This is a genomic window from Vibrio sp. G-C-1, from assembly GCF_021728015.1.
Lineage (GTDB): Bacteria > Pseudomonadota > Gammaproteobacteria > Enterobacterales > Vibrionaceae > Vibrio > Vibrio splendidus.
Genome location: NZ_JAKKCR010000003.1, coordinates 389,213 through 404,458, shown reverse-complemented (window position 1 = coordinate 404,458; position 15,246 = coordinate 389,213). Strand labels below are relative to the sequence as shown.

The window sequence follows — 15,246 nt, the reverse complement described above, 5'->3', positions numbered from 1 at the left end:
AATGCCAAGTATTACGAATCATTTTAACTGCTTGTTATCGCGCTTATCCGTAGTTTTTCTTACACCAATTTTCCCAACTCTTCTCACCCAATTTTTTTCGTGCTTTGGCGATTCTGAACGCATTAACAAGCCCCATAAAGAAACCGAAAATAGCAGATGAAATAAGGTAAGTTTTCCAATGTTCGGGCTCTGAGTGCCAAGTAAACATCCACATCAAAGACCCCCAAATTACCGCCATCGATAATCCATACGTCAAGAATACTTTTTGAAGCGATTGAAACACCAGAGGCGTTTGAGACACGTTAGTATATTTTGACCAAATAAAGGCATTTGGCCTCGTTAGGTCTGCAGGGACACCCTTTTCAATAAGGTGCTGCTGAATGAATTTCGCCTTTTCCATCTTTACCTCACTATGCCTATGCCACTTGAATTCTATGACTATGCGACGATTTATCGAGAAGGGTTGTTCAGTGTTACCCACTAAAGGACTAACTAGATTCAATGTGTGTGGGCTGATTGATACACGTTGTTTTCTATCAACGATCCGGAAAACTCAAAAGTCAGTAAACCTATTCGACTAAAACCTAAATGTTCATAAAAGCCATTCGATTCATTTTCTACCCACGTGTACAGCCAGTATTTATTACCAAACTGATTCTCGATTCCATTCAAAAGCTTTCGACCTATCCCTTTACCTTTGAAAATGTTATCTACATAAAGTTTGTCTACTTCAAAGCCATTGCCAGACGTCTGGTAGTGCGATTCAAGGTTAACCATTACGTAGCCTTGAATAACCTCATTTTCTTCACTTACAAACACACGATATTTAGTGGTATTCAATATTTCAAAGAAGTAGGCTGCCGTGAAAGTAGACAAGGCATACTCAGCGTATTCAGTTTTGACCCCTTCTCTCGCATATGTGTCTAGCCAGACTTTAATGGACAATGCCGCTAATTTTACACAGTCGTCTTTTGTCGCTTCCCTGACCATTTCCTCTCCAAGCACAGCAGTTATTAAACTGAATAATTATGATTTTTATCACTAGAGCATTTCTGTCTAATAATTTAACCATCTCATACTTAGTTAAATAACTCATTTAATAACAGCATCTTACCAATATAACCGTATCATACATGACGAAAAGCAGAAGTATTCCGTATAGCTAAAATTGAATGAAGAAATTATGTGAATGTGTGTATTACTTATCATTTCCCTCATGTACTTCTTCATCCAAACAAAGATTGTTGGCCTAGATCTGTATGAGGCGTGATGGTTAGTAAATTATGGATGACGTGATCGTTGATATAATTTCTACCGGATTTGCAAAAAAAAAACCGACATGATTGTCGGCTTTTCGTTTGGATATAAGCTGTAAATAAAGTACTCAAAATGTTCCCGCTGAAGGTCACCTTTCCTGCTCCCTTTGAACTTCTAGCAGAGAAGCTAACCAACGCTTTGTAAAAACGCCCCAAAAGCTACGTTGAAGTGCAATGGTTTCTCAATGTGGGCATTGTGCGCACAATCGTTAATGATACACATAGAACTGTGCTCAATACCCTTCCACAATACTGATACCTGCTCATCCCATGGATAAGTTTTATCTGAGTCCGCCCATATAATTAATACTGGCATTCTGTATTTAGAGACATAGGGTTCACCATTCCAACTGTTCATTGCGATAAGTCCGTTTAGATAAGACTGAAACGAAACCTTGTCTGCAAGTTGTATCGATTGCTTGAGTACCTGAGGCGCTAATTCATTTTTAAACCAACTAGACACTGCCCTCTGTTTGCTGTCGCCATAGGTAAAAGAGGATGCATTCTTGATACTCTCTTGTAATGGTTCAAACCTACCAGGCAAGTCGCCTTTCGGTCCTGTTCCGTACAAGGTCAAACTGGCGACTTGTTCAGCCCATTTATGCCCAATCTGCTGGGCGACCATTCCTCCCATTGAGTGCCCTATTAGGTGAAAACACTTTATTCCAAGCAGTGCAAGTTGTGACATAACATCTTGAGCCATATCTTGAATCGTCTCAAAAGCTGTCTCATCAGAACGTTCACCAAAGCCTTTCAAACAAACAGGGACTACTTGCATGTTTTTCTCTAAAAAAGGTACTTGAGCACTCCAATATTCTGGGCCACTTAAAAATCCATGGATCATCACCAGTGGTACATTAACTTTCATTCACATTATCCCATAACATTTGGTAGCCACACGGCAAGCTGAGGAAAGATAACCATCAGTACAATCAAAAATATGAGAGCACCAATGAAAGGCAAGCAGCCTTTAATGACATCGACAATAGTCAGACGATCTTTCTCAATAGACTGAATAACATACAAATTCAGGCCAACAGGAGGAGTCAATACAGCGACTTCCATTGTTATTGTGTAAATGACACCGAACCAAATCAAATCAAAGCCTGAAGCTTGAATCAGAGGAAACAAGGTTGGCAGAGTTATGAATGTCATCGAAACAGGCTCTAAGAACATGCCTAAAATAATGTAGAACAAAATAATCAGTGCAAGCGTCGTGTATGGCGATAGTTCCAGAGAAGTAAACAAGCTAGTGAACTCTTGTGGCACTTGATAGTAAGTCATCACAAAACCAAAAAGCACACCAGAAGAAAGTAATAAGCCTAAATAACCCATCGTCTTCATGGTCGCTTTGATTGATTCAAAGAACCCTTTGAGATCCATTCCCCCAACAGTCATAGCAAGTAGCAAGGTAATCACACAAGAGACACCTGCCGCTTCAGTAGGGGTCGCGATTCCCGCATAGATGGAAACTGTAATAATAAGACCGATAACCATCACTGGAATTATCGCGCTCAATGCTAGCCCCCAAGGAATGCTTTCACTGTCATCAGCCCCTGGCACGGATCCTTTTTGTAAGACACTCCACCCTTTAATGATAAGAAAGAAAAAGGAAACCAAAATTAAGCCCGGTACAACGCCCGCAATAAATAGTTGTCCGATAGACTGATCGGTCACTATTCCGTAGAAAAGAAGAATCAAACTTGGCGGGAGCAGAACGCTGAGTGTTCCACCAGCAGCGAGCACCCCACTGGCGAGTTTTTTGTCGTAGCCAAGGTCTAACATTGCTGGAAGCGCGACGCCACCAATGGTCAATGAGCCAACCATACTCGATCCACATACAGCGCCAAAGCCAGCACAAGCACCAACACTCCCGTATGCAGCAGAACCTGTAATTGGCACCTTACTATGCATAAACCAATACAGATTGGGGCCTATGTTGGACCTGCCAATCAATTCCCCTAATAACACAAACAGCGGAACCGATAATAAAACGTAATCTACCCACACACCCCACATTTTAAGTTCGGCTGTAACAAGTGTTGTAGAAAAAGACTGAATTGAAAGAAGAAACGGAACGGATGCGCCCGCCAGTGCAAATGGGATTGGCAAACCCATCACAATGAATAAAATTAGTAGCCCCATCAAGCCGAGACCAACTTCATACCACTCAAGCATATATTATTCTCCAAGCTTTACTTGAGGCACAGAAGTCGTGCCACGAATTGACTCAAGTTTATGTATTATCGAGTCATAGAGTTTTAAAATAGAAACCAAAGATAAATTGAGTAATGAAACAAAAACTCCGGCCCAAAAATAATACTTAGGCCATAACAATATCTCTGAGGCAGCAAGCGACACATAGGACTTAGATAGCCCCTTAAAGGCAGCCAAAGCGAAAAAAACAGAGATAACCATCATCAGTGAGTTGTTCGCAATTTCCAGATAGTCTCTTTTCCCTTTAGAGAGTTGGTCGATAAAAATCGTTACCTTGGGAAAAGCATCTGCCTTAAGTGCGTATGAGAGGCCAACGAACGCTAATGGTACTAACATCAAAGCCGTTGCTTCTGTAACCATCCCATCAGGACTACCTATTACGTATCTCATGAATACGCCATAGGTAATCCAGAAAGCTTGGACAATAACGATTACACCACCGCAATACAGCAGTACATTCGTTGAAATATCCAATGCTTTTCTGAATTTACCTTCCATAGTTTCTGTCCCTAGATTGAGTTCGCAGCAAAGAGGTCTTTCATCTTAACTGAAAGCTCTGTTCCACAATCATTCTTCAGCTCGTTTTCCCAAGATGTGGAAATATCGGAAACTAACTTAAGCTTTTGCTCTGAGGTCAGTTCAAGAACCGTACCGCCTTCTTGTATAGCTTCTGCAATCCGCGCATCTACCCACTTTTCATATTGAGGTTTTAGCCAAGCTTCGGTCTCTTTAGCTGCCTCTAGTAGCGCTTGCTGGTCCGTTTCAGAAAGCGAGTCAAATCGCTCTTTATTCATCATGTACATGATGTTGCCGTAAAATATTCCAGCATCCACCATGTGTGGCATCACATTCCAAAGCTTCCCGGAGCTATAAGTTGCTACGCCCATGTTGATCCCATCAACAACACCGCGCTCCGCAGATTGAAATACTTCTTTAGGAGAAATAAAGACTGGCTTGCCGCCCCAACCTTCAATCATCTTGCTCACTAGTGGCCCAACAGAACGAACTAGCTTGCCGTTTAAGTTGGAAAATTCTTCAACAGAATTGACCTGCTCGTTGAACCACCACTCTTGGTCATAAGAGTAATTAGAGTTCATGAGAGGAACCAAGCCGTTCTGGTTAGCCTCCGGAGTAATGAGATCACGATATTGAGAATCCATGTCTAACTGCCCGCTCAAATCAACCGCTGACGGATATAATGAAGTGGTTCGATAACATGAAAGTCGATTATCAGCGCTGATCCAGCTGATATCTGCAACCCCGCCTTGTACAGCATCAACCCCTTCACTCCATCCGTGTAGCGTGGAGGATGGATAGATTCTGACTTTCAGATTTCCGTTGGATTTTGCTTCTGCTATTTCCGCAAATTTTTTAAACCCTTCATACCTAATGTCCGATTCATTCACATAGGTAGAAAGCCTAATTACTTCTTTGCTCATTGCATTGAAAGACAGTAATCCACCAATAATTAAGCTGGCTAGTTTGATTGATTTTTTCATGTAATCTCCATTTACAACATTTCATTAAATCTTCTTACTATCAGTATTCAGTACTAACAGTCACGGTTAATAGGTAAGGTATGATTGAAAAGTCTCACTCCTATCGATTACTCGTAATTAGGGAAGTCAAAGCTGTCACGATAGCCAAATAACGCTTGAGCGCCTCCGGTATGCACAAAGACAATGTTCTCGCCCTTCTTAAAGTGACCATTTCGAACGAGGTCGATAAGACCCGCGGCCCCTTTGCCCGAATACACTGGATCAAGCAAAATACCTTCAAAACGTGAGAACATGTTGATCGCTTCGATCGTTGAAGGTGCCGGAATCCCATAGCCTTCGCCAACATAGTCACAATTCGCCACTACATCTTCGCGTTTTACTGCGTCTGCCGCGCCCATGTGCTCAGCAGTACGTTGAGCCAATTTGAAGACATTGCCTTCTTGAGTTGGTTTATCAACGCGCACCCCGATACCAAGTACTGGAATTTGACTGTTGGTCATCGCAAAACCGGTGACCAGCCCTGCTTGAGTACCAGCACTCCCCGTAGCGTGTACTACGTGGTCAACCTTCAGGTTTCGGTCATTGCTTTGTTTTAAGATCTCTAATGCACAATCTACATATCCAAGAGCACCAATATGGTTCGAGCCACCGCCCGGTACGATGTAAGGCTTCTTGCCTTGAGCACGCAGTGTCGCTGCCACATCTTCCATCGCAGCGTTCATATCTGTACCGCCTGGGTACTTAGAGAGATGAGCATTGAATAGCTGGTCTAACATAACGTTGCCGTTAAACTTATAATCAGGGTCATGACTTGCCGTACGATCTTCTAGTAAGACGATGCAATCCATATTCAGCTTGGTCGCTATCGCCGCCGTTTGACGCGCATGGTTCGACTGTGTGGCCCCTTGAGTAATGATGGTATCAGCACCTTGTTCAACGGCATCAGCCATCAAAAATTCCAACTTTCTAGTTTTATTACCGCCACCAGCTAGGCCTGTACAATCATCTCTCTTGATCCAGATGTTTGGGCCTCCTAACGCTTCACTCAGATTTTTCATTAGCTCTAAGGGCGTATTCAAGTGGGCAAAATTTAAACGAGGATAACGCGATAAATGCATCTCTCTTCTCCAGTCAATGTTTAGTTAGTGGTTTGTTTAACACTGAATTACATTAGCTCGTGATATCGCTCGAAAGATAATGCTTTTTGCTAACAGGGGTGTTAACTTTTGTTTAACAAAAATATCGACATTCATAATTTTGGACAAGGATTCGCCACATGGATTTGAAGTGGATTGAGGACTTTTTACACCTTTCTCAATACGGAAGTTTTGCAAAAGCAGCCAAAGCAAGAAACATCACTCAACCTGCTTTTGGCCGAAGAATCAAGCTATTAGAAGAATGGGTAGGGACTGACCTTGTTAATAGGAACACTTACCCAGCGACATTCACTAAAGCGGGATTTCGGTTTCTAAAACATGCGAATGACCTCAAACAACAAATAGACTACGCTCGACTAGAAACGGTCAGGGAAGTTAACAATAATGAAACAAAAGTCACATTTCATACTCAGCACTCGCTGTCTGAATATGTCGTTAATAAGATGATTAATGAATACACCGACGCGTTTAAAACGGCCTTAGTTTATGTTAGCCCAAATAACTTACATGATTCAGTGCAAGCATTTATCGACAACCGATCTGATTTTCTTATCGGCTTATCTTTCAAGGGCAGTCGACTTTATGTACCTAATCCAGAAGTCGAATCTGTCACGATCGGGCATGAGTGCCTAATACCAGTTGTTGCCACTAAAAATGATGGTTTAGCCCTCTACAAAGACTGCAAAAACTCAAGCGTCCCTCTGCTCAGTTATCCATCGAATACTTTTTTCGCACAAGTATTAGAAAAACATGGCTCAATAGCTCAAAGCCTTTGTAGTTTTGATATCGTGTACGAAAACGCCGTCACACATTCTCTCAAATCAATGGCGCTATCGGGCCACGGGGTGGCGTGGTTGCCAGAAGGCTTTGTTCAAGAAGAGCTCGAGCAAGGTTTATTGGTGAGGTTTTCAGAAACCATTTCACCAATTAACGCTAAAATAAAACTCTACCGCTTCTCGACTGAAGAAATGACACCTGGAATGGGGAAGTTGTGGCACCACTTCAAAACGACTAACGTTGAAAACAAAAGGCAAAAGAAACTGGTTACTGACCTTGCAAAGCCAATAGATAGCTAACATAAACGCAGCTACTCCTTTCAAGGTAAGAAGATAAAAGATAAGCCGACAAATACGGCTTATCTTTTAACAGGGTCGCCTAACTGGCCAATGTACTCAAAAACTCGGCTTCGAACTCTTCATCGGCTTCTCTTGTTAGGCATTCCACCAGCCATTCGATGCTTTGATGGTCGAGCTTACTGTTCACCACGAAGGCTTGCTTTACGCCAGACTGACCCAGCTTCGCGGAGCCGTAGTTCTTGAATGATTTGTTGCCGTGGTAATGGAGTGATTTGATCGCCTCCGCGTTGGGTTCTGGTAAGGCATCGAGTGTGTTGGCCAGTTGAATCACCAGCTCCATTGGGTTCTTAGATGATGAGATGCGATACAGAAAACCGCCCTCCACTCTTTGGCGTACCCAATAATCAAAGCCACTGCAATCCATCACCTTGTCGCTGACCAGTGCCGCTTCACTGCGATAACCACATGGCTCTACGACAACAGGTGTGTGTTTGAATTCTGGCTGACCAGAGGCTGCATCGGTATGAGGCAAGATCAAGTCACACGGCTTGCTGTCTTTGGCGGTCGGTGCGTTCCAATGAATCGGCATGAAGACTTGTTCACGGCGCATCTCTTTGGTCACTACTAAGCGGGCTTGGCACTCCCCTTGTGCACTGCGCACTTTCACAACTGGATTAATAGTGGCGTGGTTGAAGGCATCTAGCCCAAACTCGTCTAAACCAAGCTCTGCAACCGTATCTGGGTGCATCGCAACAAAGGGTTCTGGTGTGTGTTCACCTAGACCTGCCGCCAAGCCAGTGCGGCTCATGGTGTGCCATTGGTCTCGGATTCGACCGGTGTTCATGATAAGTGGGAATTCAAGGCTGGTATCGGCAATCGGTTTGTCGTGCTCGACTGCAATAAACTGCGCTTTACCAGATTCGGTAAAGAACTCGCCAGTGGTGAACATGCGCTGCTCAATGATCTCTGGTTGATACTCTAATACTGGCCATTGCTGTGGAGTGAGTTCGCCATAGCCTTTCTCATCCAGTTGCGTGAGTCCAATTAAGCACAAGTCTCGCGCTTTGCCTGTTTCATTGTCGAGCGCGGTCATCTCGCAATACTCTTTGAAGATCTCGCCTTCGTGGCGGAACTCAAACTGATCGTTGAATCCCATTTTTTGTGCCACTTCTTTTAATATCCACCAATCGGGTTTGGCTTCCCCTGGGCTTGGTAATACGCGGCGTTGGCGTGAGATTCGGCGTTCAGAGTTGGTCACAGTACCCGACTTCTCACTCCACCCTTGCGCGGGCAGAACCACATCGGCCAAGCGAGTGGTTTCAGTGTCGGCAATGCAGTCCGACACCACCACAAACGGGCACTTCTCTAATGCGGTTTTGATCTTTTCACTGTCAGGCAGGCTCACAACTGGGTTCGTTGCCATGATCCACACCGCTTTGATTTTTCCCTCATTCATCGCATCAAACAGGTCGATCGCTTTTAATCCCGCATGAGTGGCTAGGTTATCGGTCTGCCAAAATTCACTCACCGTTTGGTGTGATCGCGGATCACCAAACTCAAAGTGCGCCGCTAAAGTATTGGCTAGGCCGCCCACCTCACGCCCGCCCATCGCGTTCGGCTGGCCCGTTACAGAAAATGGCCCCATGCCCGGTTTACCGATTTTCCCAGTAGCTAAATGGCAGTTAATAATGGCGTTTACCTTGTCGCACCCTTGTGTCGATTGGTTCACGCCTTGGGAGTAAATGGTCAGCACCTTCTCATTCGATGCAAACAAGCTGTAGAACTGTTTTAGCTGCTGCTCTGTTAACCCTGTTAGCTCAGGAACACTTTTGTCGCCCCAGCCGGATTCGGTATAACGATATTGAGTCGCAGATCGAATCGATTCAGTAAAGCCTTGAGTGTGGTTTTCTATGTAGTCTGCATCTAGCTTGTCGTTATCGTCGAGATAGCCCAATAAACCATTGAACAGCGCCACGTCTGAGCCGGATTCCAATGCCAAGTGAATGTCTGCGATTTCACAGGTGTCGGTATAACGCGGGTCGATGACGATGACTTTCAATGCAGGGTTGGCTTGTTTTGCGGCTCTTAACCTTTGGAAAAGTACCGGGTGACACCAAGCTAGATTTGAGCCAGTAATCACGACTAGATCGGCTTGCTCGAGATCTTCGTAGCAAACCGGTACTGTGTCTGCGCCAAATGCTCGCTTATGCCCGACCACGGTTGAAGCCATGCAAAGGCGAGAGTTACTGTCGATGTTGCCACTGCCGATGAAGCCTTTCATCAGTTTATTGGCAACATAATAGTCTTCGGTAAGCAGCTGACCAGAAACATAGAACGCAACCGAATCGGCCCCAAATTCTTCGATGGTTCGATTGAATTTGTCTGCGACCAACTGAGTGGCACGGTTCCAGTCCAGCTCTTGTTTTTGCTCATTCTGAATATGAGCAGGCTGTGTTAGGCGTCCTAAAGGCGTCACAGTATCACCGAGCGCAATCCCTTTAGTACATAGCTTTCCATAGTTTGATGGATGATCTTTATCACCACGCACTTCTAGTTTTCCTAACGATGTCGGTCTCGCTTCTATTCCACACCCTACACCACAATAAGCACAGGTTGATTTTATCCAGCCACTGTTTGAATCGGTCATCCGTTTCTCGCTCAATTATCCATAATTGTAATAATTCAAACCAAGCAAATAGCACGCCACTTAATACCAGCCGATCAAATTGAAATATTTAATATTAAAAACAATAACTTAACAAAAAATAAAATATCAATACTGAATAGATTTCAACTTAACCAAGATAGAAACTTAATTTTTGCACCATCTTGCAGAAAGTTGCACCACAAACGCTCATTTATATAAATCTAACAAAAATTTCACATACCACCTTAGGGGTAATTACGTGCTACCTTGTATTTATAAGTTACTGATAAATATGCATTAAATTTTATTTAGGCGAGCAACTCGCAATCTGGCACCCTCCTTGCTCCACTAGAAACCAAGACTTAGAAAAAACATTTTTGTTTTTCTTGATGATTATGAATTGAGTGGAATCTCAACCCGGTATTCATCTGCTAACGACTAGAAATTAGATGCTAGTGATGGTGACGCCGAGAATAAGGAATGGATTATGAGCAAGAAGAAAATCGTCGTTGTTGGTAACGGCATGGTTGGACACAAATTTATCGACAACATCCTGCAATCAGACAGTGATGAGTTTGATGTTATTACTTTCAGTGAAGAGCCAAGGTTGGCCTACGACCGTGTTCAGTTGACCGCTTACTTCAAGCGCGGAAATGCTGATGATTTAGCATTAACCAGCGAAGAGTATTACCAAAGCAATGGCGTCAATTACCTTCTCAACGCGAGAGTCGCTCAACTAGATACTGAAAATAAGTGCGTTGTGACTGAATCGGGACATACCGAGAGTTATGACACCTTGATTCTGGCGACCGGTTCATTCCCTTTTGTTCCCCCAATTCCCGGTAACGACCAAGAACACTGCCACGTTTATCGCACTATCGAAGATCTAGACGCCATTGAACTATCTAGCAAAGGCAGCAAATCTGGCGTAGTGATTGGTGGTGGCCTGCTTGGCTTAGAAGCCGCAAACGCAGTCAAAAACCTTGGCTTGGAAACCCATGTAGTGGAATTCGCACCTCGCCTTATGGCCGTTCAATTAGATGACGGTGGCGGTGCCCTACTGCGCAGAAAAATTGAAGACCTTGGCGTGCAAGTTCACACAGAGAAAGCAACCTCTGAGATAGTCGCGGGTGAGAACGCTCGCTACAGAATGAACTTTGCAGACGGCACCCATTTAGAAACCGATATGATCGTGTTCTCTGCGGGTATTCGCCCTCAAGATGCCCTAGCTCGCAGCTCTGATATCGCCATTGGTGAACGTGGCGGCATCGTGATTAATGATCACTGCCAAACTAACATCGACAACGTGTATGCGATTGGTGAGTGTGCGCTTTGGGACAACAAGATCTTCGGCTTAGTCGCCCCCGGTTACTCCATGGCGAAAGTCGCGGCTTCGCATATTGTCTCCGGCGGTACTGACGACGCTGCATTTACTGGCGCTGACATGAGTACCAAGCTCAAATTACTGGGTGTTGATGTGGCCAGTATTGGTGAAGTACACGGCAAGACGGAAGGCGCTCAGTCGTATACCTATAACGATGAAATTGAACAAGTTTATAAGCGCCTGATCATCTCGGCAGACGGCACAAAGATTGTCGGTGCAGTATTGGTCGGTGACGCCGAAGCTTACGGTTCGCTACTGCAAATCAAGCAAAATGACATGCCTCTTCCTGAAAACCCATCAGTGCTAATTTTACCTAACGTGGCCGATGATTCAGGTTCGGCAATGGGCGTTGAAGCTCTGCCTGATAGCGCAGTGATTTGTTCGTGTTTTGATGTGACCAAAGGTGACATTAAAGACGCGGTTTCTGCTGGCTGTACCACGATGGCTGCATTAAAAGAAACCACCAATGCTTCGACAGGTTGTGGCGGTTGTTCTGCCCTTGCTAAACAGGTTCTCGATAGCGAGCTAAGTAACCTAGGTGTGGAAGTCTCTAACGATATCTGTGAGCACTTTGCTTATTCTCGCCAAGAGCTAACTGACATCATCCGCGTCAACAAAATCAAGACCTTCGATGAGCTGTTAGATTCTCACGGAAACGGATTGGGCTGTACCGTGTGTAAACCGGCTGTCGGTTCGATTCTGGCTTCGTACTGGAACGATTACATCCTCGAAGACCAACATATCGAACTGCAAGATACCAATGACATCTACCTCGGCAACATGCAAAAAGACGGCACCTACTCTGTGGTTCCGCGTATTGCTGGCGGTGAAATCACACCCGATAAACTGATTGTGCTTGGTGAAGTCGCTAAAGAGTTCGACCTGTACACCAAGATCACTGGTGGTCAGCGTGTCGACTTGTTTGGCGCGCAACTTAACGAACTGCCAATCATCTGGAAAAAGCTAATCGATGCTGGTTTTGAAACGGGCCATGCTTACGGTAAGTCAGTACGTACCGTGAAATCGTGTGTCGGTAGCACTTGGTGTCGATACGGCGTCGACGACAGTGTTGGCTTAGCGATTCGACTAGAAAACCGCTACAAAGGCTTGCGTTCACCACACAAGATCAAGTTTGCGGTTTCTGGCTGTACTCGTGAATGTGCAGAAGCCCAATCAAAAGACTTTGGCATTATCGCAACCGACAAAGGTTGGAACCTCTATATCTGTGGTAACGGCGGTATGCGCCCTCGCCATGGTGACCTTTTCGCTACCGACCTTGATGAAACCACCCTGCTGCAATACATCGACCGCATTCTGATGTTCTACACACGTACCGCGGATCGCCTACAGCGTACATCGGTATGGATGGAAAACCTTGAAGGCGGCATCGAATACCTCAAACAAGTCGTGATTGAAGACAAGCTCAACGTTGCTGAAGAACTTGAAGCTGACATCGCTCTCAACATCGAAAAATACCAGTGTGAATGGAAAACCACCATCGAAAACCCTGAAAAGATGAAGCGTTTCCAGCACTACATCAACAGCGAAGAAATGGACACTAGCCTGTCATTCATCAAAGAACGAGAGCAGCGTTTTCCTAAGCCGAGCTTGAGCTCTTCTTCAGATTCACAACGAGATGAAATGCTAACCAAGGCTGACCAAATCGAAGTCACGGAAGTTTCGTAAGCCTAATGGATGGTGAGTGAATAAGTAACAACTAAACCCAATATCGATAGTCGACAGCGGCGCAGCCCAAGAAAACTGCTGTCGGCTATCACCCTAATTAAATTGATTATTAGTTTTATGTTTTGACTAGGAGAAAGTCATGGAAAATTGGACAACCGTATGCAACACCCGGGACTTAACCCCAAACGGCGGTATTTGCGCCAAAGTAGACGATAACCAAGTGGCTATTTTTTACTGCAAGCGCAGTGACACGCTTTATGGGCTCTCTAATTACGATCCTGTTGGTAAGGCGAATGTGATGTCACGTGGTATCATTGGTTCATTAAGCGGTGAGCCTTACGTAGCCTCACCCTTATACAAGCAGCATTACCACTTAGAAACTGGCGCGTGCCTTGAACAACCCGATCTCAAGCTCGTGAAATTTGAAGTTCGCAAGCAAGGAGAACAGGTTCAGGTTCTCGCACCGCTTGCTATCGCCAGTTAACTAAACGCCGACACCATCATGTAAACGCTTTATCAGCGTGAGCAATTTCGGCACAGGGTTTAGCCACATGAATGCGTTCGAATTTCGGAAGTAACGCACAAGCTAAAGCCGGGTAATTTTCCAGATTTAAAGGATTTAAACCATGGATAACACAAAATTTTCGCTGCTTTCATTTACGGGTAAGATGAAAACCTTACACCTAAGTTGGATGGCCTTTTTTATCACCTTTGTTGTGTGGTTCAACTTTGCCCCACTACTGCAAATGGTAAAAACGTCGCTTGGTCTTTCTACTGAAGAGATCAAAACACTGCTTATTCTCAACGTTGCATTGACCATTCCGGCGCGTGTCGCCATTGGTATGTTAACCGACCGATACGGCCCAAGATTGGTCTACTCTTCGCTACTCGCTGTCTGTTCTATCCCTTGTTTTATGTTTGCCATGGCAGACTCTTTCATTCAAGCGGCGATTGCTCGTTTCCTACTTGGCTTCATTGGCGCTGGCTTCGTTGTCGGTATTCGTCTTGTGTCTGAGTGGTTCCCACACAATGAACTGGGTACCGCAGAAGGTATTTATGGAGGTTGGGGTAACTTTGGTTCAGCTGCAGCGGCATTTACACTTCCAACTCTGGCTTTAGCATTTGGTGGTGAAGACGGCTGGCGTTATGCGGTCGGTATTACTGGCCTTATGAGCTTAGCGTTCTCGTTTGTGTTCTACAAAAACGTAACGGATACACCAAAAGGTTCTACTTACTTCAAACCAGCTCAAGTAACAGCGATGGAAGTGACATCAAAGGGTGACTTTTTCTTCCTACTTATTATGAAAATCCCAATGTATGCCGCTTTAGCGCTACTGACATGGAAGCTATCACCAACCAACATCAACATGTTATCTGACATGGCGGTTTACTCTGTGTATGCAGGTTTGGTTGCGCTTTACGTGTACGAAGTGTCGCAAGTTTGGAAAGTAAACAAGAACGTATTTAAAGAAGAAGTACCAGAGATTCACCAGTACAAATTCAAGCAAGTTGCAGTACTTAACGTATTGTACTTTGCGACATTTGGTTCTGAACTGGCTGTTGTTTCTATGCTGCCACTGTTCTTCTCTGAAACCTTTGAATTAACGCCGGTTCTTGCGGGTATGGTTGCATCGGCTTATGCCTTTATGAACCTAATGTCTCGCCCAGGTGGTGGTTGGATTTCAGACAAATTCGGTCGTAAACCAACACTGCTTATTCTAACGATTGGCCTTGCTGTGGGTTACTTTGCCATGGGTCAAGTAGACAGTACATGGCCAGTATGGCTAGCGGTTGTTGCTGCAATGGCGTGTTCTTTCTTCGTACAAGCCGGTGAAGGTGCGGTGTTTGCAACAGTACCTCTGATTAAACGTCGTATGACAGGTCAAATTGCAGGTATGACTGGTGCTTACGGTAACGTGGGTGCGGTGGTTTACCTAACTGTGCTTTCATTCGTAAGTTACCAAACCTTCTTCTTAGTGATTGCAGGAACAGCGGTACTAGGCTTCGTAACTCTGATGTTCATGGAAGAGCCTAACGGCCAAATTGCTGAAGTGAATGACGACGGCAGTGTCACGCTGATTAATGTTTCAAATTAGTCTCTGTACTAAGAAGCATTGATATTATTGAATCGGGAGAGGCACCTTAGCGGATACATCAACGCTAGGTGCTTCGTTCAAAGGCTCTACGTTCACTAGGGCTTTTGTTCTTCCTAGGGGGTTCTGTCAAGGAAGCGGGAAGAAGAGCAGTTAAGAAGAAGAAGAACA

12 protein-coding genes are annotated in these 15,246 nt (G+C 44.6%); 4 read left to right on the top strand and 8 right to left on the bottom strand.

Annotated elements, in window-relative coordinates:
* Positions 1–43 precede the first annotated feature (43 nt).
* From L3V36_RS07115 to L3V36_RS07085, 7 genes are all read right to left on the bottom strand, one after another.
* Positions 44–400: a DUF6404 family protein gene (locus L3V36_RS07115; RefSeq protein ID WP_102446737.1), complete on the bottom strand. Its 357-nt coding sequence runs from the start codon at positions 398–400 to the stop codon at positions 44–46.
* 98 nt (positions 401–498) lie between these two features.
* Positions 499–990, bottom strand: coding sequence for a GNAT family N-acetyltransferase (locus tag L3V36_RS07110; RefSeq protein ID WP_102446738.1), 492 nt, complete (start codon positions 988–990; stop codon positions 499–501).
* Positions 991–1,443: 453 nt separating this feature from the next.
* Positions 1,444–2,184, bottom strand: a complete 741-nt coding sequence (locus tag L3V36_RS07105) for an alpha/beta hydrolase (RefSeq protein ID WP_237296626.1) — start codon at positions 2,182–2,184, stop codon at positions 1,444–1,446.
* 5 nt (positions 2,185–2,189) lie between these two features.
* Positions 2,190–3,494, bottom strand: coding sequence for a TRAP transporter large permease (locus L3V36_RS07100; protein WP_065105463.1), 1,305 nt, complete (start codon positions 3,492–3,494; stop codon positions 2,190–2,192).
* Between the two features lie 3 nt (positions 3,495–3,497).
* The gene (locus L3V36_RS07095; RefSeq protein WP_102286261.1) at positions 3,498–4,031 is read right to left on the bottom strand and encodes a TRAP transporter small permease subunit; all 534 of its coding nucleotides are present in this window, start codon (positions 4,029–4,031) and stop codon (positions 3,498–3,500) included.
* A gap of 11 nt (positions 4,032–4,042) precedes the next feature.
* Positions 4,043–5,032: a TRAP transporter substrate-binding protein DctP gene (gene dctP / locus L3V36_RS07090; RefSeq protein WP_208774740.1), complete on the bottom strand. Its 990-nt coding sequence runs from the start codon at positions 5,030–5,032 to the stop codon at positions 4,043–4,045.
* A gap of 107 nt (positions 5,033–5,139) precedes the next feature.
* Positions 5,140–6,150, bottom strand: a complete 1,011-nt coding sequence (locus tag L3V36_RS07085; RefSeq protein WP_102442423.1) for a D-cysteine desulfhydrase — start codon at positions 6,148–6,150, stop codon at positions 5,140–5,142.
* A 158-nt stretch (positions 6,151–6,308) separates the two neighbouring features.
* Here L3V36_RS07085 and L3V36_RS07080 point away from each other — a divergent pair, with 158 nt between their 5' ends.
* Positions 6,309–7,265, top strand: coding sequence for a LysR family transcriptional regulator (locus L3V36_RS07080; protein WP_102442424.1), 957 nt, complete (start codon positions 6,309–6,311; stop codon positions 7,263–7,265).
* Positions 7,266–7,344: 79 nt separating this feature from the next.
* On the opposite strand, the gene L3V36_RS07075 is transcribed toward L3V36_RS07080, so the two are convergent.
* Entirely contained in the window at positions 7,345–9,927 is a 2,583-nt protein-coding gene (locus L3V36_RS07075) for a nitrate reductase (protein WP_102446740.1), read from the bottom strand.
* 472 nt (positions 9,928–10,399) lie between these two features.
* Between L3V36_RS07075 and nirB the strand changes: the two genes are divergently transcribed.
* The 3 genes from nirB (at position 10,400) to L3V36_RS07060 (ending at position 15,078) form a co-directional block, all read left to right on the top strand.
* Entirely contained in the window at positions 10,400–12,982 is a 2,583-nt protein-coding gene (gene nirB, locus L3V36_RS07070; RefSeq protein WP_076648524.1) for a nitrite reductase large subunit NirB, read from the top strand.
* A gap of 139 nt (positions 12,983–13,121) precedes the next feature.
* Positions 13,122–13,466 carry a nitrite reductase small subunit NirD gene (nirD, locus tag L3V36_RS07065; protein WP_004730303.1) on the top strand — a complete coding sequence of 115 codons (345 nt, stop codon included), beginning with the start codon at positions 13,122–13,124 and terminating at the stop codon, positions 13,464–13,466.
* Between the two features lie 142 nt (positions 13,467–13,608).
* On the top strand, positions 13,609–15,078 hold the full coding sequence (locus tag L3V36_RS07060) for a NarK family nitrate/nitrite MFS transporter (RefSeq protein ID WP_102446741.1): 1,470 nt from the start codon (positions 13,609–13,611) through the stop codon (positions 15,076–15,078).
* Positions 15,079–15,246: the final 168 nt, after the last annotated feature.

Excerpts from the sequence above, each read along its gene's own strand:
- L3V36_RS07115 (WP_102446737.1), bottom strand. The coding sequence starts at position 400 with ATGGAAAAGGCGAAATTCATTCAGCAGCACCTTATTGAAAAGGGTGTC.
- nirB (WP_076648524.1), top strand. The coding sequence starts at position 10,400 with ATGAGCAAGAAGAAAATCGTCGTTGTTGGTAACGGCATGGTTGGACAC.
- L3V36_RS07100 (WP_065105463.1), bottom strand. The coding sequence starts at position 3,494 with ATGCTTGAGTGGTATGAAGTTGGTCTCGGCTTGATGGGGCTACTAATT.
- L3V36_RS07060 (WP_102446741.1), top strand. The coding sequence starts at position 13,609 with ATGGATAACACAAAATTTTCGCTGCTTTCATTTACGGGTAAGATGAAA.
- L3V36_RS07105 (WP_237296626.1), bottom strand. The coding sequence starts at position 2,184 with ATGAAAGTTAATGTACCACTGGTGATGATCCATGGATTTTTAAGTGGC.
- dctP (WP_208774740.1), bottom strand. The coding sequence starts at position 5,032 with ATGAAAAAATCAATCAAACTAGCCAGCTTAATTATTGGTGGATTACTG.
- nirD (WP_004730303.1), top strand. The coding sequence starts at position 13,122 with ATGGAAAATTGGACAACCGTATGCAACACCCGGGACTTAACCCCAAAC.
- L3V36_RS07085 (WP_102442423.1), bottom strand. The coding sequence starts at position 6,150 with ATGCATTTATCGCGTTATCCTCGTTTAAATTTTGCCCACTTGAATACG.
- L3V36_RS07110 (WP_102446738.1), bottom strand. The coding sequence starts at position 990 with ATGGTCAGGGAAGCGACAAAAGACGACTGTGTAAAATTAGCGGCATTG.
- L3V36_RS07095 (WP_102286261.1), bottom strand. The coding sequence starts at position 4,031 with ATGGAAGGTAAATTCAGAAAAGCATTGGATATTTCAACGAATGTACTG.
- L3V36_RS07080 (WP_102442424.1), top strand. The coding sequence starts at position 6,309 with ATGGATTTGAAGTGGATTGAGGACTTTTTACACCTTTCTCAATACGGA.